This window comes from Aquimarina penaris, assembly GCF_040786285.1.
In the GTDB taxonomy this organism is placed as follows: Bacteria; Bacteroidota; Bacteroidia; order Flavobacteriales; family Flavobacteriaceae; genus Aquimarina.
Map to the genome: position 1 here is coordinate 753,641 of NZ_JBFMKQ010000002.1, position 21,725 is coordinate 775,365.

Annotated in this window: 19 protein-coding genes; 6 read left to right on the plus strand and 13 right to left on the minus strand. The window is 33.6% G+C overall.

Annotated features, from left to right (window positions below):
• The first annotated feature begins 113 nt into the window (after window positions 1-113).
• A complete protein-coding gene (locus ABW637_RS12930) occupies window positions 114-3,170 on the plus strand; it encodes an InlB B-repeat-containing protein (RefSeq protein WP_367585119.1) in 3,057 nt (1,018 codons plus the stop codon).
• A 40-nt stretch (window positions 3,171-3,210) separates the two neighbouring features.
• On the opposite strand, the gene ABW637_RS12935 is transcribed toward ABW637_RS12930, so the two are convergent.
• From ABW637_RS12935 to ABW637_RS12955, 5 genes are all read right to left on the minus strand, one after another.
• The gene (locus ABW637_RS12935; protein ID WP_367585120.1) at window positions 3,211-3,747 is read right to left on the minus strand and encodes a DUF4442 domain-containing protein; all 537 of its coding nucleotides are present in this window, start codon (window positions 3,745-3,747) and stop codon (window positions 3,211-3,213) included.
• A gap of 73 nt (window positions 3,748-3,820) precedes the next feature.
• On the minus strand, window positions 3,821-4,345 hold the full coding sequence (locus ABW637_RS12940; protein ID WP_367585121.1) for a DinB family protein: 525 nt from the start codon (window positions 4,343-4,345) through the stop codon (window positions 3,821-3,823).
• A gap of 75 nt (window positions 4,346-4,420) precedes the next feature.
• Window positions 4,421-5,635: a bifunctional alpha/beta hydrolase/OsmC family protein gene (locus ABW637_RS12945; protein WP_367585122.1), complete on the minus strand. Its 1,215-nt coding sequence runs from the start codon at window positions 5,633-5,635 to the stop codon at window positions 4,421-4,423.
• Window positions 5,636-5,736: 101 nt separating this feature from the next.
• On the minus strand, window positions 5,737-6,276 hold the full coding sequence (locus ABW637_RS12950; RefSeq protein ID WP_367585123.1) for a hypothetical protein: 540 nt from the start codon (window positions 6,274-6,276) through the stop codon (window positions 5,737-5,739).
• A 14-nt stretch (window positions 6,277-6,290) separates the two neighbouring features.
• Window positions 6,291-6,845, minus strand: coding sequence for an SRPBCC family protein (locus ABW637_RS12955; RefSeq protein ID WP_367585124.1), 555 nt, complete (start codon window positions 6,843-6,845; stop codon window positions 6,291-6,293).
• Window positions 6,846-6,992: 147 nt separating this feature from the next.
• Between ABW637_RS12955 and ABW637_RS12960 the strand changes: the two genes are divergently transcribed.
• Window positions 6,993-8,096: a helix-turn-helix transcriptional regulator gene (locus tag ABW637_RS12960; RefSeq protein ID WP_367585125.1), complete on the plus strand. Its 1,104-nt coding sequence runs from the start codon at window positions 6,993-6,995 to the stop codon at window positions 8,094-8,096.
• A gap of 108 nt (window positions 8,097-8,204) precedes the next feature.
• Window positions 8,205-9,023: an alpha/beta hydrolase gene (locus ABW637_RS12965; protein ID WP_367585126.1), complete on the plus strand. Its 819-nt coding sequence runs from the start codon at window positions 8,205-8,207 to the stop codon at window positions 9,021-9,023.
• 45 nt (window positions 9,024-9,068) lie between these two features.
• On the opposite strand, the gene ABW637_RS12970 is transcribed toward ABW637_RS12965, so the two are convergent.
• The 4 genes from ABW637_RS12970 to ABW637_RS12985 are packed head-to-tail and all read right to left on the minus strand — an operon-like array spanning window position 9,069 to window position 14,377.
• A complete protein-coding gene (locus tag ABW637_RS12970; protein ID WP_367585127.1) occupies window positions 9,069-9,644 on the minus strand; it encodes a cysteine hydrolase family protein in 576 nt (191 codons plus the stop codon).
• Window positions 9,645-9,650: 6 nt separating this feature from the next.
• Complete coding sequence (locus ABW637_RS12975; RefSeq protein ID WP_367585128.1) at window positions 9,651-10,331, minus strand: DUF2490 domain-containing protein; 681 nt, start codon at window positions 10,329-10,331, stop codon at window positions 9,651-9,653.
• 55 nt (window positions 10,332-10,386) lie between these two features.
• Window positions 10,387-13,590: a WD40/YVTN/BNR-like repeat-containing protein gene (locus tag ABW637_RS12980; RefSeq protein ID WP_367585129.1), complete on the minus strand. Its 3,204-nt coding sequence runs from the start codon at window positions 13,588-13,590 to the stop codon at window positions 10,387-10,389.
• 13 nt (window positions 13,591-13,603) lie between these two features.
• Window positions 13,604-14,377, minus strand: a complete 774-nt coding sequence (locus tag ABW637_RS12985) for an MBL fold metallo-hydrolase (RefSeq protein ID WP_367585130.1) — start codon at window positions 14,375-14,377, stop codon at window positions 13,604-13,606.
• Window positions 14,378-14,487: 110 nt separating this feature from the next.
• Here ABW637_RS12985 and ABW637_RS12990 point away from each other — a divergent pair, with 110 nt between their 5' ends.
• Window positions 14,488-14,724: a hypothetical protein gene (locus ABW637_RS12990; RefSeq protein WP_367585131.1), complete on the plus strand. Its 237-nt coding sequence runs from the start codon at window positions 14,488-14,490 to the stop codon at window positions 14,722-14,724.
• 2 nt (window positions 14,725-14,726) lie between these two features.
• Here ABW637_RS12990 and ABW637_RS12995 read toward each other — a convergent pair whose 3' ends face one another.
• The 3 genes from ABW637_RS12995 to ABW637_RS13005 form a co-directional block, all read right to left on the minus strand.
• Window positions 14,727-15,089, minus strand: coding sequence for a hypothetical protein (locus ABW637_RS12995; protein ID WP_367585132.1), 363 nt, complete (start codon window positions 15,087-15,089; stop codon window positions 14,727-14,729).
• Between the two features lie 249 nt (window positions 15,090-15,338).
• Window positions 15,339-16,478 carry a serine hydrolase gene (locus tag ABW637_RS13000; protein ID WP_367585133.1) on the minus strand — a complete coding sequence of 380 codons (1,140 nt, stop codon included), beginning with the start codon at window positions 16,476-16,478 and terminating at the stop codon, window positions 15,339-15,341.
• 34 nt (window positions 16,479-16,512) lie between these two features.
• Window positions 16,513-17,985, minus strand: coding sequence for a M28 family peptidase (locus tag ABW637_RS13005; protein ID WP_367585134.1), 1,473 nt, complete (start codon window positions 17,983-17,985; stop codon window positions 16,513-16,515).
• Between the two features lie 215 nt (window positions 17,986-18,200).
• Here ABW637_RS13005 and ABW637_RS13010 point away from each other — a divergent pair, with 215 nt between their 5' ends.
• Both ABW637_RS13010 and ABW637_RS13015 read left to right on the plus strand, forming a co-directional pair.
• Entirely contained in the window at window positions 18,201-19,331 is a 1,131-nt protein-coding gene (locus ABW637_RS13010; RefSeq protein ID WP_367585135.1) for a vWA domain-containing protein, read from the plus strand.
• A 54-nt stretch (window positions 19,332-19,385) separates the two neighbouring features.
• A complete protein-coding gene (locus ABW637_RS13015; protein ID WP_367585136.1) occupies window positions 19,386-20,849 on the plus strand; it encodes a magnesium chelatase in 1,464 nt (487 codons plus the stop codon).
• Window positions 20,850-20,897: 48 nt separating this feature from the next.
• Here the strand turns inward: ABW637_RS13015 and ABW637_RS13020 are convergent, their stop codons facing one another.
• On the minus strand, window positions 20,898-21,716 hold the full coding sequence (locus ABW637_RS13020) for a DUF1853 family protein (protein ID WP_367585137.1): 819 nt from the start codon (window positions 21,714-21,716) through the stop codon (window positions 20,898-20,900).
• Window positions 21,717-21,725: the final 9 nt, after the last annotated feature.

Sequence of the window (21,725 nt, forward strand, 5' to 3'; positions counted from 1 at the left end):
ATCTTAATACTGTTAAGATTCAATGCTTCTGGTAGAATAAATGTTAAAAAAAGAACAAACTATAGATTATATAAATACGTTTAACAAAACACTAACCACTTAAAATTTACAACATGAAAAGACTACTTTTATTGTTAATTTCATTATTAGCAATTAATTCGTACTCATCGAATGGTAAATATCGTTTAACCCTGAGAGGCAACCCCGCAACCTCAATTGTAATAGGATGGGATCAAACTTCAGGAAGTAATCCCGTAGTGCATTATGGTACTACCGATTTTGGAACAAACTACAATAGTTATCCAAATGCTAAAGCCCCTTCCAGAACCGTTTCTTATAAAGGAATGAACAATAATTTTACTCGTCTTACTGGTCTAATCCCTAATACGGCTTATTATTTTGTAATAAAAGATAGTCAAGGCACAAGTGAACGTTTCTGGTTTAAAACAGCCCCAGCAAATAATGGTAGATTGTCATTTATTGCCGGAGGAGATTCTCGAAACAACCGAACTCCCAGACAAAGAGCAAATCGATTAGTGGCAAAACTTAAACCTCATGCTGTGCTATTTGGCGGTGATATGACCAACGGTGATAGTAATAGTGAATGGATCGATTGGTTTAATGATTGGCAATTAACTATAGCTAATGATAATAGAATGTTTCCTATTGTTGCTGCGCGAGGTAATCATGAAGATAGCAATAATAGTATCTATAACCTTTTTGATGTGCCTTCATCAAGTGTATACTATGCAATTACATTTGGCAATAATTTGGTAAGAGCCTATACTTTGAATACCGAAATATCTATCTCGGGAAATCAAACAACCTGGCTGCAAAATGATTTAAACTCTAATGGCAATACCATATGGAAAATGGCACAGTACCATAAACCTATGCGTCCTCATGTTTCTTCAAAATCAGAAGGGAATAATCAGTATAATAATTGGTCACAATTGTTTTACAATAAAGGAGTGAAATTGGTCATCGAGTGTGATGCCCATACCGTAAAAACAACTTGGCCAGTGCGCCCATCTACAGGGTCAGGAAGCGATGAAGGTTTTATTAGAGATGATCAAAATGGAACAGTATACGCAGGAGAAGGATGTTGGGGTGCCCCGTTACGTTCTAATAATGATAATAAAAACTGGACTCGTAACTCGGCAAAGTTCAATCAATTTAAATGGATTTTTGTTGATGAAAGTAAAATAGAAATAAGAACCGTTAGAGTAGATAACGAATCACAAGTGGGATCGGTCTCTAATAATAATGTTTTTACAATACCTAACAATCTAGATATTTGGAATCCTTCAAATGGTAGTGTTGTAACCATTAATAATACAAATGTAGTTGATACCGAAGCACCATCTGCACCAACTAATCTTACGTCATTTAATGTAACAGCAAGCTCAGTTTCTTTAAACTGGAATGCTGCAACCGATAATATTGCAGTTTCTGGATATGATATTTATCAAAACAACACAAAAATTGGAAGTACTGGAACTACAGGCTACGATGTGAGTGGACTGTCTTCTAATACATCATATTCATTTAAGATTAAAGCTAAAGATGCTGCGGGTAATATTTCTGGATTCGGTAATGCAGAGAATGTTACTACATTAGATGGCTCAACAACATTATATACTGTTGGTATTACCACAGTTGGCGGTAGTAATTCTGCTCATGCTACACGTCGAGCAATGCCATATACAATGACAGAAAACGGAATACTGCAAAGTATCTCTTTTCATATTCAAGGTGGTACGGGAGATGTTCAACTAGGAGTATATGCCAATAATAATGGAACACCAGGGAATAGATTAGGTACCACATCAGTTACTTCTGTTAGATCAACAAGAGGGTGGCAAACCTTATCACTACAAAACCCTGTTCCTGTAAATAATGGAGATACGATATGGTTAGCTTGGATATTTTCTAATAATCCTGGGATTGCATATATTTCTGGAAGTCCAGGACGATACCAGGCAACAGGGTCTAGTTGGTCAACAAGTGGTAATAATATGCCATCAACCTATGGTAGTGGGTCCCAAAGTAATTATCTATACTCAGTATATGCAAACTACTTAAGAAACACATCATCTACAACCTATACATTAACCACGAATATTGTTGGGCAAGGGTCGATAAATGGTGCTGGTACATATACAGAAGGGACTACCGCAACAGTTACAGCCACTCCAATATCAGGATGGCAGTTTGATGGATGGACCGGAGGACTTTCTGGTACTGCTAATCCTGCCAACATAATCATGAATTCTAATAAAAATGTTACCGCTACCTTTAGTGAAGTAACAGGGGGAGGGGAAACCAGAACTTTAGAAGTTGCAATTACCAGTGGGAGTGATGATGTAGAAGAAAGTCAGAATGGAGCAATCTATGCTAATAGTAGTGATCTTGAAATGGTCTATGATAGCTATAATAGCAATGGGTATCAAAAAATAGGTTTGAGATTTAGATCTGTACAATTACCAAAAAATGCTACAATTAATAGTGCATATTTGCAGTTTACCGCAGACGAAAGCAATAGTGCAGGAGCAGAGTTAGAGGTTTCGTTACATAATAGTAGTGATTCCCCAGCATTTTCTTCGTCAAATAATGTATCTGGCAGAACCACTTTTTCTAATAAAATTACGTGGCAACCTTCTTCGTGGACAAGTAACCAAAGCGGAAATTCGCAACGTTCTCCTAATTTAAAGAATATGGTGCAAAGCTTGGTTAATAAAAGCGGTTGGGCTTCGGGTAATGATGTAAGTTTTATTATTAAAGGAAAAGGAAATAGTTTAACGAGTACTTCTGCAAAAAGAGTAGCCGACTCTTATGAAGGAGGCGCGAACAAGGCAGCAAGATTAATTATAGAATATACAACCGGAAACGTAAGATCTTCCAAAGCGATAGTAGGGCAAAAACAGTTTTTTAGTGTGCTTCCTAACCCTTTTACTAATGACATCACTATTTCGACCCCTTTATTAAAGGTTAATAGATCATATACCGTTACAATTTATACACTAACAGGTATGGAAGTATATAAAGAAAGCATTTCTTCAAAATCACAAATAATACATCCTAAAGTTACTCAGGCTGGTGTTTATTTACTTTCGATAAGTGATGAGAATAATACTATTATCAAAACGGAAAGGTTGGTAAAGAAGTAAGTACATAAAACTAAATGTACATTTTTTAGACCGCTAATTCTTAATTAGAATTGGCGGTTTTTGATTTTTTTCTTTTCTCTTTGTAATATAATTTATCGGCGATATATAATGTTTTATTTATCTCGCAGTAGATTTTTGAGCCATTTTTATTGGTAAGAATAGTGGTTTTTATTATTTCAATTTCTTTTTCTAGCTTGACCTTGTCTTTTATCATTGACAATTCTTCTAAGGTATAAATGAAGTCAGCATACAGATTTTCTTTTGCCGGACGTTTGAAATTGATTTCTGCAGATTTATCCCATACGACATATTCTTCTCCTAGAATATTAATTAACTGAACCATGGGTACTGGATCTACAGCAGAAAACATACTTCCTCCAAAAATTGAGTTTACATAATTTCTATTTTTATAACTAATAGGGATTTTCATTTTAACAACCAGCAAGTCTTTTGAAACTTTTTTAATCCTTCCTGTGCTTCTTCTGTACATTGGAGAAAAATTGAAGCCATACTTAAAGAGATTATGCCTTCCGATATATTTTGAACCTATTTTTGCTATTTTCTGATATATTGACATGTTTTGGTTATTTCTTAATGGCTTGAATGCTATATGTAAAATGTGTTTTTATATGTGTTGTAGTCCTGTTTTTTTATTTCTTTAAAACCCTCAAATAATTTATCCAGGGTCCAACTTCATCTTTATATTGTTTAGCCATTACCCTTGAAATTTGTCCAATATGTCCTAAATCATGAACTGTCCATGTAGATATAAGTTGTTTTAGTGTAACTTTTCCAAATTCGGGGTGTGTTCCAGTTAATTTCAAATCGTCTTCTGTAATTTTTAACGACTTTAATTCTTCAAGGTTTTTTAATCTTAATTCGGTAAAATTTTCAAGTAATTCAGAAATCGGTTTGTTTTGATCTTCTTGTAATTGAGCAAATCTGTCAAAGGGTTCAAACAATTTGTTTTCAGAGACGCTCAAAATTGTTCTGATTCGTATCATCCAATCTGTTTTTTCTCCAAAAATTAAATGCCCTACGATTTCGTATGGACTCCAAGTATTCAATCCTTCATTATTCCTTAACCATTCATTAGACAATCCTAATAAATAGGATTTCAAAATTAAAGGGGTTTTTTCTAAAATTTCTATTGATTTGTTTAATTCAAATTGCATTTGTTCTTATTTCATTCCTAATGCACTACAACCATTACTGTTGCTACCTATTTATGACTATATAGTAATTTAAAACTAATCCACTAATTTGGTAATCACTTGTGTCTCGCTATGCAATGTTTTGTGCACAGGACATTTATCGGCTATCTGGAGGATTCTTGCAATCTGTTTTTCATCAAGGTTACCTTCAAGTTTAATTTCTCTTTCAAAAGTATCAATCTTTGCTGTTGGATCTTCGCAATTCTCACAATCAACCATATGCTTTTTATCATAACTGGTATGTACTTCTATATGCTGCAGTTCCCAATCTTTTCTGGCTACATACATTTTGATGGTCATAGCCGTACAAGCAGATAGACCCGCCGAAACTAATTCATAGGGAGTAGGTCCAAAATCACTACCGCCAACGCTTTCTGGTTCATCGGCAACCATATAATGATTCCCTACTTTCATTTGTGTGGTGTATCCTTCATCATTACCTAGACTGGCAACAACATGATGATGACTCTTTAATTGAGGAGTTTCAGGAATATCAACATACCTGGATGACCAACCAGCAATCACTTTACCTACATAGATAGAATCTTCTTTTCTCATTAATAGGTGGTCCGCACCATCAAGAGTAACAAAACTTTTAGGATGTTTAGCAGCGTGATAGATCTCTTCTGCATTTTGGATTCCTACTGTTGTGTCTTGAGGAGAGTGCATTACTAAAAGTGCTTTTCCTAAGTTTTTTGCTATTTCGGGTAAGGATTTGGTCTCTAAATCATCAATAAACTGTTTTTTTATAGTAAAGTCTCTTCCGCTTAAGTTAACTACAGCCATACCCTTGTCTTCGATTTCTTGTAATCCACTTTTTAATAAATGCTTTACATGTTTGGGATTAGATGGTGCACCAACAGTGGCGACTGCTTTTATCGAGTCGATTTCTGCGGCTGCAAATATAGATGCTGCTCCACCTAACGAATGACCAACGAGCAGGGTTGGGGCTTTATATTCTTTTGCTAAAAAGTCTGCGGCAGCGACCAAGTCTCCTACATTACCAGAAAAATTGGTATCTGCAAAATCTCCTTCACTCTCGCCAAGCCCGGTAAAATCAAATCGCAATACCCCAAAACCATGAGAGGTAAGTCCTCTACTTATATTACGCACTGCTCCCAGGTTTTTGTTACAGGTAAAGCAATGCGCAAATAATACAAAATTATGTGGATGTTGATCTGCGGGAAGCTCTAAACGCCCAGATAGTGTTTGACCTTCTGTATTGGTGAAAGTAACTTTAGATAAGCTCATTTTGGATAGTTTATTTTAGAGTCGTTTTATAATAAGAATACTTTCTCTAAAGATAATTTTTTCAAACCAAAATCACCACATTAATTTTGCCTTGGGTTTTGTTAAAGTTTTGGCTTCATATTTTTAATATGCCAGGTATATGATCTTCTTTTTTTCCAGGTACCATCTTTCGAAATATCAAATGAAGTCGTTATAAGTTCCCCATCTTTAAGAGTAGAGCGATGTCCATGCACTTTATTATTGCCACTTGGGTCAACAAATTCCTGAATGAGTTCTGATTGATTGTCTTTGTTCATTGTCATAGGCCCTATCCCAATGGTGCCATCACCTGCATATTGTACAACAATTCCTTGATTTTTACCAAAATCCCAATATTGCCGAAACTCCCAGAAAATTCCTTGTTTTTTGCCATTAATCAACCCATATAATTTTCCGGTAATACTTTGTTTTCCTATTCCCCATTGCCAATCCATTCCGTATTGATCAAAAGGCTCTTTTTCGTTTTTATATGTTGAATTATCTGTAATCCAATTTCCAATAGACTCTTCCATATTCTTAACAAACCAATCCGGTGCTTTTTGTTGAGCGAGTGTACTGGTTGTAATTGATACGAATAATAAAAATGTGATATATGTTTTCATCATGTTAGTTTTAATTATTTTTTACCTTCTGCTTGTTGTTGCCAATTGTCTAATAGAAAATCGGTATCTTCTTTAGCTTGTTTCATCCCCATAGAAAGGAAATATCCACTTAAAAAAGGACTTTTAAATTCATATGCAAAATCCATCTTTAATCTTGTTTGTAATGGACTTACTTGTTCTACTTTCCATAAACCAGATAATGATTTAAGAGGAAAGGGATAGTCTTCTTTTTGTGTGTTTACTACAAATCGAAACTCCTTACCAGGATTCCATACCGTACAGGTTTCTTCCCAACTACTGCCATCAGGAGCACTACAAACACGCTTCATTCCTAAACCTTGCCCTTCCACAATTTCTACATGATGTATATTTGGGGCAGTTACTTTATGATAATTTCCTACATCAGAAATCACCTCCCAGACATTTTCTTTAGGGGCATTAATAATTCGTTCTGCAATAAAATGTTGTTCACCTTTGGCTTTAGGATACTGCACAAACCCGTACACCAATAAAACTACAATGTCTAGCACCAAAAAGATGGCTATTACTTTTAAAATTTTACGTATCATAACTGTTCATTTTTGTACTATAAAAGTACCTAACAAACTGCTTGATTTTGCAGTAAATAGGGTGCTCTCAATTAATTGAAACTTATTTATAGTACATTCACCACAGATGCATTTTCTCATTTAATTAAGTAGTACTATTTTTATCTTATGAATAGTATTGAGTCTTTTGCATTTGTGATCACCTTTTTACTTGGTGGAGTTATCTTGGTGGGATGCTTCATTATTTTGGTAGTTCTTAAAAGTGTTTCGTTAAGGCAATCAAGATTCTTTTTAGCTTTAGCAATTTTTGGTTTAATTCAGCATCTGTTTACCTACCTTTTATTTACAACACAACTTATCAAGCAATGGCCACATTTGCTTGGTATTGGTTATCCTTTGTTATACTTGGTTGGTCCTTGTTTTTATTTATTTATAAAGAGTTATGGGGATTCATCTTTTAGGTTAAAGACGATTGATTTAATACATATACTTCCCTTTATATCGATGTTGGTACTTTTTATTCCCAGATATATAGGAAGTATAGAAGAAAAACAAGCTATAATACAGTATTACTATGATATTTTACCCAATGGATCTGTAGCTTTTTCGGATTGGTTACAGGCTAGTTTGCACCTGATCCTATTATTTGTTTATGCTACAATTGCATTGTTTTTTATTCATAAAAAAGATCAAAAAAATAGCGTTCTCCTAAAACGATTTGGGATTCTTTTGATATTCTTAGCGGTTACCGAACTTATGCTACAGACCGGTTTTTTACTTACAGGAGCCTCTGCAATCACAACCGAAATTATATTATCCGGACTCATGTCGATAACGATATTATTATTAGGATACTGGATTGTGGATATTAAACAAATATTACCAGTACTAGAGGGAAGAAAATATAAAACCTCGCCATTATCTGAAGTCCGTTCCCAAGAGATTCAGCAACAAATACAAGTGTTTTTTTATGAGGAAAAGAGATATTTGGATCCTAATCTCAAAATTGCAGATTTATCCAGTACCATTAATGTACCATCACATCATATTTCTCAGGTATTGAGTGAAAAAATGAATTCAAATTTTTATGAAATTCTTAATCGTCATCGAATAGAGAAAGCTAAAGAGATGCTACAATCTGGAGCATTACAGAAAATTTCTGTGCAGGCAATAGGCGAGGAGTGTGGATTTAGCAGTAAGACAAGTTTCTATAGAGCTTTTAAGAAAATTACCTCGATGACACCAATGCAGTATATTGGAAAAAATTCTTAGCCTAGTTCTTTTGTGAAACATTCGGTAATAACTGTTTTTTGTCAGAATTTTTGAGAAAACGCTCAGGCTTATATTTGTTATATTGCATAAAATATAAAACAATCTACGGTGCATAAAGAATTTAATTGGCAACAAGGAAATAAAAGAATATACGCTCAATCTTGGCAAATCGAAAATCCAATTGCGATAGTGTGTTTGGTTCATGGGATGGGAGAGCACAGTTCTAGATATACCCATGTAGTTAGTTTTCTTAATGCTCATGGTATTAGCGTATATTCTTTTGATCATATCGGTCATGGTAAATCAGAAGGTAAACGAGGGCATACTCCAACTTATGATTTTCTATTAAATAGTGTAGAAAAAATAATTTCTATTGCTAATAAAGAAAATCAAAACATACCCATGTTTTTGTACGGGCACAGTATGGGCGGAAATGTTGTGGCTAATTATTTGCTTAGAAAGTCTTCAAAAATAAACGCAGCTATTTTATCAGCACCATGGTTCACGCTACCTTTTGAACCTCCAAAATTTAAAGTGGGTTTAGCCAAATTTATGAATAAAATTTATCCGGCATTTAGCGATACTACTAATTTAGATGTTACCGCAATTAGCAGGGATAAAAATGTGGTCGATGCGTATCGCAATGATGAATTGGTTCATGGAAAAATTACTCCTGCTTTCTTTTTATCTTGTTTTGAAGCTGGAAAATGGGTAAAAAATAACGGGGATAAATTAAAGATTCCAACAATGGTTATACACGGGACAGAAGATCGTCTTACAAGTTGTCAGGGATCTAAAGAATTTGCATCTACAAATGCACTGATTCAATTTAAAAGCTATAAAGGACTATACCACGAACTACATAATGAACCAGAGCAACAGGTAATTTTGGAGGATATTCTACAATTTATAACCTCTAAATTATAATACTCGAATTTTATTAAGTATTAAAAAACATATAGGAATCATTTTTTAGAGAAGTATATTTTTTAATAAAGACTCTGTAGATAAAATGGTTGCAAATTCGTCTTTAAGACTGGCTATAGCAGTGTCATGGATTAATTGTGCACTATAATGCTTTCCTTTAATTCCGATTTTATCAAAAGTAGCAACTGCATCTTCAATTAGGTATGTAGTAAACCCAAAATTGCCTGCCATTCTCGTTGTGGTGGATACACAATGATCAGTAGTTAAACCAGCGATGACTAGGGTATTGATGTTTTTGTTCTCTAATTGTTTTTGAAGATCTGTACCAATAAAAGCACTATTCACCTCTTTTTCGATAATAGGCTCCTCATCTTTTGGAATAATAAAATCTTGAAAGTTATTTCCCGGATTTCCTTTTTTAAGAGGAGAATTTGGGGTAGTAGAGCAATGTTTTATATGAAATATAGGAAGCCTATTTGCTCTCCAGAATTTTAAGAGCACCTCTATGTTAGCTTCTGCATCTAAATTATTACGTTCACTTCCCCAATATTGAATATCTTCAAACCCTTTTTGAACATCGATTAGTATAAGTGCGGGATGATCACCTTTGTTGATTGCCATGTTTCGCTATTTAGTTTTTCTAAAGTCGGTATTATAAAAAATTCCTAACTGTAAACGATCAAAATTTACGCCAGTAAAATGATTTTTGAGGTATCCCAATTGAATGCTAAAATTGCTTTTTACAGTATATCCAATTGCTCCATATAAGCGATTTTGTCCAAAAATAGGTTCTTGTAAATTAATAAAGACTTCATCATATACATTTAAAAACCATTTTTCATTAATGGGGTAGGTAAGTTGAAGTCGATACCGGGCTCTGTGTTCTGTAAAATTATTAGTCTGTGTGTTTATGAATCGCTGTTCTAGACGATATCGATGCTCAAACTTGAATTTACCAACAGTATTTTTAAGGATAAATTGTTCGAAAATTCGATGTTCGTTAGAATTTTCTTCATCCGGGAAATCTTCAAAAGTACCATCGGTATTAATATATCCATATCCAATAGTAGCTATGGCATGATCATTTATATGATAGTTCAATCCGGTTCTTAATAATAATTGGTTAAAGTTCGAAGTCGTTTCATAAAAACGAAATTGAGCTTCAGAATGGATACTTAATTTGTCGGTTATTTGATTGGTGCCAAAATACATATACCAAGCGCCTAAATCATTTTCACCAGTATCCTGGGCAGTTGCAATTGTGGTAATTAAAAAAAAGGATAATACTGAAATATAGTTTCTAAACATAATAATCATAAAAAGTTAGGGTGTATTAATCTTGGTTTACGGGCTATTATTTATTTTATTCTAAACTAAAACTCTTTGTTTGCTTGAAAGGAGATATATTCGATTTCTCTATTGCTTCACGATAGGATTTCCAATGGGTATCAAAAAACTCATTAGTCTTATTTAGAGCATCATTTAAATCATCTTTGGCATGTTTGATAAGAGTGTTTTCTGTAGAAGTTAAACCATTTTGGCGACTATCGGTATATCTCCTAGCTGTTTGAATGCGTTGCATAACATTTACTTCGGGGTTACGAGTTATTCCTTGTCGTTTATCTTCTTTTCCTATGTATAGTGCTATAACGCTATCGATTTTCTTGGTAATATCTCCAGATAATTTTATTTGATCTTTATATAACTTCTTATCAGATTTTTGAAGTTCCTTTTGATATTTAGAAGCTACTTCCTTACTTTCTGCTAATTGTTTAACAGCATCAGCGGCAGTTTTAGTCATTTTTTCCAAATTTTTGGAAGCGGTATAAATTTCATCAATGTTTTTTTGAGAAACCTGTACTCTGGGGTCATTCATGATTTCTATATCGGTTTCAGATTTTTGATCACCATATTGCATGACCAGTTTATATTGGCCCGGCTTAACAGTAACACCATCGGGTTCTTTGTCCTGTTTTTCAACTTTCCGAGAAGGATTATCTACTCCTTTTTCATCCATTAACCACATTATTTTATGAAAACCAGTAGAATCCGGAGCTTTTTCTTTTAAGGTTCTTATTAAGCGATCTTTATCATAAATTTTGAGATGAATAGAATCCCACTTTTCTTTAGTTTTTTCTTTTTCGTCATCTTCTATATCTTCTTTCTTTTCTTTTTCGGTGTTTTCTTTTTTCTTTTCTTCTACTTTAATATAATATGAAATATGAGCACCTTGATCACGATTTTCACCATTGTATAGAGCATCCCCACCAAAACGAGTGCCGGTTGGTTGTTGGTATGCAGCTTCATACCCCACAGGAGGTTTGAAAAGTTGTAGTTTTTGATTTAGGACACTCTTATTTTTTGCTAAAGCTCTTAGAGGTCGTATGTCGTCTAACACCCATGCCGCTCTACCAAAAGTACCAATGACCAAGTCATGTTCTCTAGGTTGAATTACTAAATCTTTTACAGGTACCGTAGGGAATCCTTTTGTCCACTTTGTCCAACTGTTTCCTGCGTTTAATGAAATGTATAACCCATCATCTGTACCTAAAAATATAAGATTCTTTTCGATAGGATCTTCTGCAATACTTAATGCATAACTTTTTACATCATTTTGATGTACTATACGTTTCCAGGTTTTACCATAATCGGTGGTTCTAAACACATAAGGAATGTAATTAAATCTTCTATAATCATTTGCTACTAAGAGCGCTTCACCTTTATTCTTGTTCGAGGCTTTAATTTGTACAATCCAACTTCCTTGCGGTAGTTCTTTTATGTTTTTTGACACATCGGTCCAGTTGGCACCTCCATTTTTTGTGATATGTACTCGCCCATCATCGGTACCCACCCAAAGCATGTTTTCTTCTAAAATTGAGGGCTCTATTACAATAACTGTACAGTGATTTTCTGCCCCTGTTGCATCCATGGTTAATCCACCGCTCTCCGCCTGTTTTTGTTTATTAGGGTCATTGGTAGTTAAATCTGGTGATATGATTTTCCAGGTAAGTCCTTTGTCGATACTTTTATGTACAAATTGACTTCCAAAATACAGCGTACTATTGTCAAAGGGATCAATATTAATTGCCGCATTCCAATTAAAACGAAGTTTAACTTTTGGATCAGGATGAATTGGCTTAACAATATAGTTATTCCCTGTTTTCCAATCATATCTTAGCACAAACCCTTGTTGGCTCATGGACCAGCCATAACGAGAATCATCTTTATCTGGAACCACATCAAATCCGTCACCAAAGGATATTTCCTGCCAATAAGAGTTACGAATTCCCTGTGTTTTCCAGACGTATGCAGGTCCTCTCCAACTACCATTATCTTGCATACCACCATACACATTATATGGAAACTCATTATCTACATTAATATGATAGAATTGAGCTACAGGAAGATTACCGATAAAACGCCATGTTTTTCCACCATCTCTTGTAATATTTAAGCCACCGTCATTACCATCGATCATATAGTTACCGTCGTTAGGATGAATCCACCAAGCATGATGATCCGGATGTATACCATTATCAACCCCATATGCTGGCATAAGTTGCGAAAAGTTTTTACCTCCATCTTCAGAAACATTTACATACGTAAAAACAGAATACACTCTATTTTCGTTTTGAGGATCCACAAAAATATCAGAATAGTAGAATGGACGGTTACCGATATCATTTTTGTCATTCACCTTTGCCCATTTAAATCCTCCATCGATTGATTTATAGAGCGCATTTTTTTTTGCTTCAACTAAGGCATAGATAATATTGGGTTTGTTAGCAGCAATGGCTAATCCAATGCGGCCTAACTCTCCTTTAGGCAAACCATCCTTATCTGTTCGTTGTTCCCAGGTTTTGCCTCCATCATGGGTGATATGCAGGCCAGAACCTTTTCCACCGGATTTAAAAAACCATGGATCTCGCTTATGTTCCCATAATGCAGCAATTAATTTATTGGGATTGGTAGGATCCATAATAAGATCAGCAGCTCCGGTTTTGTTGTTTGCGAATAGAATTTTCCTCCATGTTGTACCTCCATCAGTAGTTTTAAAAATACCTCTTTCTGGATGTTCGCCCCATGGAGATCCAATAGCTGCGACATATATCGTATTGGGATCGGTGGGATCAATAATTATTCTATGAATATGTCGTGTTCTTTCTAACCCCATTGACTTCCAATTCTTGCCACCATCTAGGGATTTGTATATACCGTATCCACCATTAAGACTATTTCTGGGATTTCCTTCTCCAGTACCTACCCAGATCACAGATGGGTTAGATTGTTGTATAGCAACTGCTCCAACCGAAGCTGTAGTTTCATGATCAAAAATGGGTTCCCATTTGATACCTCCGGATTTAGATTTCCATAGTCCGCCAGAGGCAGTTCCTGCATAAATAATATCAGGATCAGAGATAACTACATCTATAGCTGTTACACGCCCGCTCATTCCTCCAGGACCAATATTACGCGGAGTAAGATCTTTAATTAGATCCATAGAGAATTCTTGAGCAGATACTATGCAAGTGATTCCTAAAAAAAGAAGAAAGATGTTTCTTTTCATTGTTGTCATTGAATTATAATTGAATTTGCTGTTCTAGTTCGGTCAAAAAATAAACTTTTGGAAATTTATTCTTTAAGGATTGTAGTTCTTCTTGTTTTATTCGGGGTGAAATATGAGTTGCAACTACATGGTTTGGGTGTATATATTTTTTGATTAATTCTGAAGCACGGGTATCCATCAGCATCCAATACGGAAGAATAGCAATATCTATGGATTCATTAAATAATTTTAATTGTTCAAACAAGTTTATTTCTTCTAGCCAGTTTGTATCTCCAACATGCAGAATGTTCTTATCTGCAATGTTAACTATATAACCTACATTCTCTACTGAAATATGCCTTTTTCCGGCATGGTTTATTTTTAGTCCTGTAATTTTTAAATTTTTGAGATTATGAGATTGCCTATTATAATCTTTTGTAGCAATAGTAATCACACGATCATTAAATTTTTCAAAACCAGATGTAACCTGACTTGCGCCGAAAAGAATTGTTTCTTTATTTAACTGAAGATGGTTAATGGAAAGTTCTTTGCTAAAATGATCACCATGATAGTGCGTAAATAAAATTGCATCGGGTTTTAGCACAGTTTTTATTTTATGAACGAGTTTTTCATCTGGAAAAAGATAATCTTCCCCATATTGCAAATGTAAACCATCGATTAAAAAAGAGGATTGGTCATTAGAAATATATACTCCCATATTCCCTACATACGTAAGTGATATATTTTCTTGCGAAAACCCAAGGAAACTAAGAGTAATAGTTGTAAGAAAAAGAAGTGTTTTTATCACCTGTCGCTGGATTGACTTTATGAGCTCTAAAGTTACTAAAATGTAAAAGTTAAATTCTTAAAGCGGTGTTAAGTAAATTAAATACCTTTGAGAGGTAAAATGCAGTAATAATGAGATTTATAGAACTTACACTAAAAAACCATACTATTGTTCATGGTTTTGATGCCAGAAATAAAGAGATTACAGAAGAAGTCGAAGTTGCCGAAGCTTCTAAAAAACTTGTCGCTATAGATAGAATTTTATCGGTAAGCGAAAATTTTATTCTAATTCAATATGCTTATGATAGAATAATTTATTGGGAGTATGAAGAGGATTATGAGCAGGTAAAAAGACTACTTTCAAAGTAGTTTTATGGCGTAATTATTTTAGAATTATCTCCAGTTCTGGCAGAAATAAGTTTGAAATCTTTATTTACCTTAATAATAATTTTTTTGCCTGTATGTAAATTGACCATTTTCCATCTAAAACCATAAGAAGTTTCAAAGATGGCAGATCTTGCCATTTTTCTTAAATCGATTCCGTCGATATTTTCAATAATTTCATTTGCTAAAAGATCTATACCTCTTTGTTTTTCTTCTTGGGGAGATAGTTTACGATCTCGAGGGTTTTGAATTTCATCTATAGTGATAGACGAAGTATAATTTTTCACTAAAATATTTGGATACAGCAGTGTGCAAGAAAATACCAAAAGGGGTAGTATGTAGTTTTTCATAATTTGGGGTTTTAAGAATCACATACCATACTATAGTACGCAATTACATAATCTTTAAATGTCTTTTCATATGTATTTGTAATAGTACATTAACAATATATCTACATAGGGGTTATGTAAAATTAACGCTTAAAAGACCTCTTTATGATATTATTTTGTTAAAAAAGAGTGAAATATCTATTAAAAAGGCGGTTTTTACGCTTTATAATTAAGATTTTGATAAAATACCGTAGTTTTACTATGGGTTAGCTAGTCTCTTTTTTCTAATCGATAAATTTCTCTTCCTAATTGAGCCAAAAATGGGATTCCTATGTCATCATATTCATAGTTGTTATCGTTATAGATTCCATTTTTATTAACATGAATAGTGGCAGAAAGAATAAACTCGATGTTGTTTTTTGTATCCTTAATGTATGCGCAATCGGTTAGGTAACCATATGCATATCCCACTTTATTAAAGATTTTAATGTTTTTAGGAATATCCTTTTTTGTATCACCAAAAATGAAAAATTTGACATAAGAATCATAGTATTTTTCTTTGCCATATCCGGCTTGGTAAGGTAATGTACTCATGGCATTTAGGACATACTCATAATCGTTTGGGGCGATAGCAAAGCGTTGAGATTCTGAATACATTTCAGGAAACTGCATGCGTTTCATAGTTTCATGTAATGACCTAAGAGGAAGGTAGTTTTTTTTAGAAAAATCTTTGGGATGCGGGATCAATGTGTCATTATAGATATACCCTTTACCTTTCCGTATTTTTTTTAATGATAATAGAGGTTGAGGTGAATTTTTTATGCTTGTTTGTTGGTATATAGTATCACCATTTTGTATATTTTCTTTAAAAAAGACAGGTTGGGTTTTTAAATTTTGAGAATGAAATGCTGATAACCGATGAGAAATCCTACCTGTAAGATTTTTGGATTTTAAATTTGTGTTGATATAATCTTGCCCTAGAAACTCAAATAAACGATTGTAAGCTTGATTATCACTTACAGCAAAAATTTTTGTAATAGCCTCTTCAATAGAAGTATATAACGTATCGTTTTGTGTTTTAAAACTCGTTTTTCGATCGATATTAATTCCTTTTTCTTGTAAATTTTTCATTTTTTCAAGAGCCATCAAAGCAACTGGAAACTTTACCGAACTAGCAGGATAAAAATAAATACTGTCATCAACATTAAATTCATAATCTTTAAAACCAGGAATATTGTCCTTATCTCTATCAATTTGAGTGTATATGATTTGAAGCTCATAATCCTTATAATTTTGCATCACCGTTTGGATACGTGCGGCATCTGATTGAAGAGCAATTTCTAAGGGATTTTTTTTAGAACACGAAACCGTAAAAACCACTATAATGGATAGCAGTATGATATGTTTCATATAGTATCGATCTATAAACAATAGAATGGATTACTTATTTTTTATATAATTTTTTTCCTGCCTCATAATATTTATCGCCTTCCACCCAAAACGGAGTTTTAGGGTTGTCTGCAATTTTCCTGCAAGCCAGTACGTATGACTGAAAAAACTTAAATAAATAATTATAATCTACAGAATCAGGATTATCGGTTACCTGATGATAGTATTTGGTAATTTCTTCGTTAAATGAAGTGAAACCCATACTAAAAGTAGGAGCAGGTATACCCTTAGCAGCAAAATTTACATTATCAGACCGGTCAAATAGTCCTTGTTCTGGTGCTGGATCATCGATAGCCTCTAAACCAAAGGCTTTTGTTGCCTCGGTAATATCGTTTTGTGCTGTAGTTCTACCCAATCCGATAATAGTAGCTTTAGTGGTGTCGTTATAACCGCCATTATCGCTATTAAAACAATATACCATTTGATCTAATGGAATAACGGGATGGTCAACATACCATTTACTGCCTAATAGCCCTTTTTCTTCTCCGGTAAAGAGAATGAAAAGTGCTGATCTTTTGGTTGGATATTTTGCAATATTTTCTGCTGCAGAAAGCACAGTAACTGTTCCTACGGCATTATCTCTGGCTCCGTTATAAATAGAATCATTTTCTACGGGTACACCAATACCAACGTGGTCATAATGAGCAGAATAAATAATATATTCATTTTTAAGTTTAGGATCTGATCCTTCAACGACACCTATAACATTTTGCGAATACTCATTACTATCTTTAATACCTTCTACCATTAGTTCTATATCTGCTTCTTTGGCAGTAGTAAAAAGCTTACTTATTTCTTCATTTTTATCATTGATCCATAGATGGGTAAATTCATTTTTCTCTTCTTTATTTGAACTTGAAAGAGACATTTTATCACCATTAAAATAATGCTCCATTTGCATTCTTGTGACATCATCTACATTGCATATTTCGATGATACCTAATGCTCCTTTTTCTTTGGCTAGTTTTCTTTTTTCTTGGGTTTTTGTAAAAGCTGCTCGTACTGCTTTTTCATCTTTATTCCCTATAATGCATATTACGAATTTCCCTGTAACATCTGTATCTTTGTAATCCTCTTCTACTCCATAATTTAGAAAAACTGCTTTTCCTTTATAATTTGTATTAACTTGATTTAAGGTTAGTATCTGTTTTAGGGTTAGATCTCCGGACTTAAATTCAGTTTTGGTTGCACCAGAAGTCTTTTTGAGTTCTACAGGTTGTAAATAACTAGTCTCGCCAGGAATAGGTTTTACCCCATAACTTCTTAGCATATTTGCTAGATATTGTGCAGCAATTTTATTTTCAGGGCTTCCGGTTTGTCTTCCTCTTAACTCATCTGAAGCTAAGAAATATATATGACCTTCGATTTCACTTTTAGAAACTGTAGATTTCACTTTTTCTATATCATCTTGTGCATGAATAGAACATGTAAAAGCAAGGAGTAAAGAAAATAGGATATATTTTTTCATAAGATATGATAATGTGTGATTGTAACGATTGATGTTTGTGCTTGTACTTTATTTCTGTACACTTTCTTCTCAAAGATAACAATTGTTGGCAAATTGTAATTCGGTGACATCAAAATGTTGATTTATGCCTGTAATTATCCAAAACAAATGTTAATTCTTATTTCTTAGATAGATTATGTGTCTTTATCTTTTATAAAATATGCTAACTTTAATGTATGAACGAGAAAAAGAAAATTTTCAAAAAGGGCTTCACTTTTAAAGTTTATGAGGCAAAAGAACAATCTCCGTTCGATAAACTTTTTGATATTTTTCAGGAAATTATCACACATACTTCAGGTGATCTTGATGAAGCTTTGGATTGGATGAAAGAGCTTGATAAAGAATATCAACTAACTGATGAAGAGTATACGTTAGATGATTTTGTGGAAGACTTAAAAAAGAAAGGATATATTCGGGAAGAGATTAAACCCGATGGAAAAGGAGGGATGTCTATTACTGCCAAGACAGAACAAGCTATACGTAAACGTGCATTGGATCAGATTTTTGGAAAACTAAAACGTAGTGGTTCAGGAAATCATCGAACAAATTACATCGGTAGGGGAGATGAGCATGCAGGAGAATTTCGCAACTATCAGTATGGGGATTCCTTAGAACGTATCTCAATGACTGAGAGTTTAAAGAATGCACAAATTAATCATGGTATTGGTGATCTTAATCTCACCGAAGATGATTTGGTAGTAGAAGAAACTCAGTTTAAAGCTCAAATGAGCACAGTGTTAATGATCGATATTAGCCATAGCATGATTTTGTATGGTGAGGATCGCATTACTCCGGCTAAGAAAGTAGCAATGGCATTGGCAGAACTTATTACCACCCGTTATCCAAAAGATACACTGGATATTTTAGTTTTTGGTAATGATGCCTGGCCCATTGCTATCAAGGACCTTCCTTATCTGCAGGTAGGACCATTTCATACCAATACAGTAGCAGGATTGCAATTGGCAATGGATATGCTGCGTAGAAAACGTAATACAAATAAACAGATTTTTATGATTACCGATGGCAAACCTAGTTGTCTTAGAATGCCAGATGGTCAATATTATAAAAATAGTAATGGCTTGGATAGACATATTGTTAATAAATGTTATATGATGGCTCAACAAGCACGTAGACTGCATATTCCAATTACAACATTTATGATTGCTCAAGATCCATATTTAATACAGTTTGTTAGAGAGTTTACCTATGCAAATCAAGGAAAGGCATTTTATACCGGTTTGAAAGGATTAGGAGAAATGATTTTTGAGGATTACGAAACCAATAGGAAAAAAAGAATTAGAGGGTAGACTAATTAGAAAATTTTGAGTCAAAAAATATTGTTTTAAAGAACATAGAAAAATATGAAAATTGATAATATAAAAACATTAGGTCAATTAAAAGAAGCTGGATATAAAAGTAAATCTATTAAGGATGAACTAAGAGATAATTTAAGAATAAAAATCACGAATAATGAAGATACCTTTACAGGAATTCATGGATATGAGAATACAGTAATTCCAGAATTAGAAAGGGCTATTCTTTCACGACATAATATTAATTTATTGGGTTTAAGAGGTCAGGCTAAAACTCGTTTAGCCAGACAAATGATTAATCTATTGGATGAGTGGATTCCTATAGTAGAAGGTTCTGAAATAAATGATGATCCTTTTCATCCGATTTCTAGATATGCTACAAATATAATAGCCGATAAAAAGGATGACACACCTATTAGCTGGTTACATCGATCTGATAGATTTGCAGAAAAATTGGCTACCCCAGATGTTACTGTAGCAGATATCATAGGAGACGTAGACCCAATTAAAGCAGCCAACCTTAAATTAAGTTACGCAGATGATCGAGTGATTCATTTTGGGATGATCCCAAGAGCCAACAGAAGTATTTTTGTTATTAATGAGTTGCCTGATTTGCAAGCGCGTATCCAAGTGGCTTTGTTTAATATATTACAAGAAGGAGATATTCAAATTAGAGGATTTAAATTGCGATTACCATTGGATATTCAATTTGTATTTACAGCTAATCCAGAAGATTATACCAATCGAGGAAGTATTGTTACTCCTCTAAAAGATAGGATAGGTTCTCAAATTTTAACACACTATCCAGAAACTATAGAAGTAGCTAAGACAATTACCCAGCAAGAAGCCAAACTTGATTCGAGGCAAAGTGATTTGGTACATGTGCCTGATCTGGCCAAGGATTTACTAGAGCAAATTAGTTTTCAGGCACGGGAAAGTGAGTTTATTGACCATAAAAGTGGGATAAGCGCAAGAATGAGTATTACGGCTTATGAAAACCTTTTGAGTACTGCAGAATATAGAGCATTACATTCGGGGGATACCAGTACTTTGCTAAGATTGAGTGATTTTATTGGGGTGATACCTTCTATAACAGGTAAAGTTGAATTGGTATATGAAGGAGAACAAGAAGGAGCAGCATCTGTTGCACAAACATTGATAACTAATGCTATAAAAACATTGTTTTCGAATTATTTTCCTAAGGTAGAAAAGTTAGAGAAAGAAGATTATGAAAGTCCCTACCAGAATTTAATAAACTGGTTTTTCGAACAGAGTGGTGTTGAATTACTCGATGATATACCAGATAAGGAATACATGGAAAAATTAGATACTATACCTCCTCTTACTAGTTTAATTAAAGAATATCAACCCGATATCAATAATCGTGATTCTTATTTTATGAAAGAGTTTTTATTATGGGGATTGGTTGAATACAAAAAGCTAAGTAAGCATAAAATTTCTGAAGGTTTTCATTTCAATGACCTTTATGGAAGTTATATAAGCGGATTGTAATTTTTTTTGAAGTTTTTGTTTGATATTAAAACGGGATGAGATAATAGTTTACCACCAAATTATAAAGATGCGCTCGTAAGAGTTTTCTCCATTATTTATCCATAATAATGAAGATTTTTTTTGCATGTATAGATCCTCTATTTGCTCATAGATTTCATCAAAAGAGTGCCAGACCTCATGGTGTCTTGGGTGTACAATCCAATCCTTCTTTTTTGGAATATAAAAACGAAAAGAAGCATACTTTTTAGGAATAAATTCTTCAAAATGAATCCAGTATCCGACGATGCTATCGTTATTAACAAGTTGCATTTCTTTCTCTTTAAATGAATATGGAACAAACAAACTTGCTAAATAGCATACTTGTTGATCAATTTTATTTACATCTAAGTTGAAATCATCTAAAATTGATTTGGTTTGATCATTAAATAATAATGGTAATTGTTTGTTTTTTAGTTTATCAATTTTTTCTACTAAAGAATCTTTACGGTTTGGTCCAATCCATCGATTAATTTCATCCAAAATATTGGGATCATAAACATAAAATTTGAAGACCAATTCGATATGTATAACCTTATGATTGTGTATATCCTTAACAAGGAAATCTAACTCGCCAATAGTAATTTTTTCTTTGAAAATCTGGATATTTTTTGCAATAACCTCATAGTGTGGAGAAAGACGAATAGAATATTCAAAAAAATGTTCAGCACGTTTACCCAGAACTTCATTATGATTAATAGTCAGATCTATACTATTAGGTAATGTTGACTTTTTCGAGATTTCTTCAAAATTAAAAGGGGTTAACCCAAAAAAAACTTGAGAGTTACTTATAGAACTAGTATTCAAAAACCCCAAGTATTGCTGTTTCAAAGACGCCAA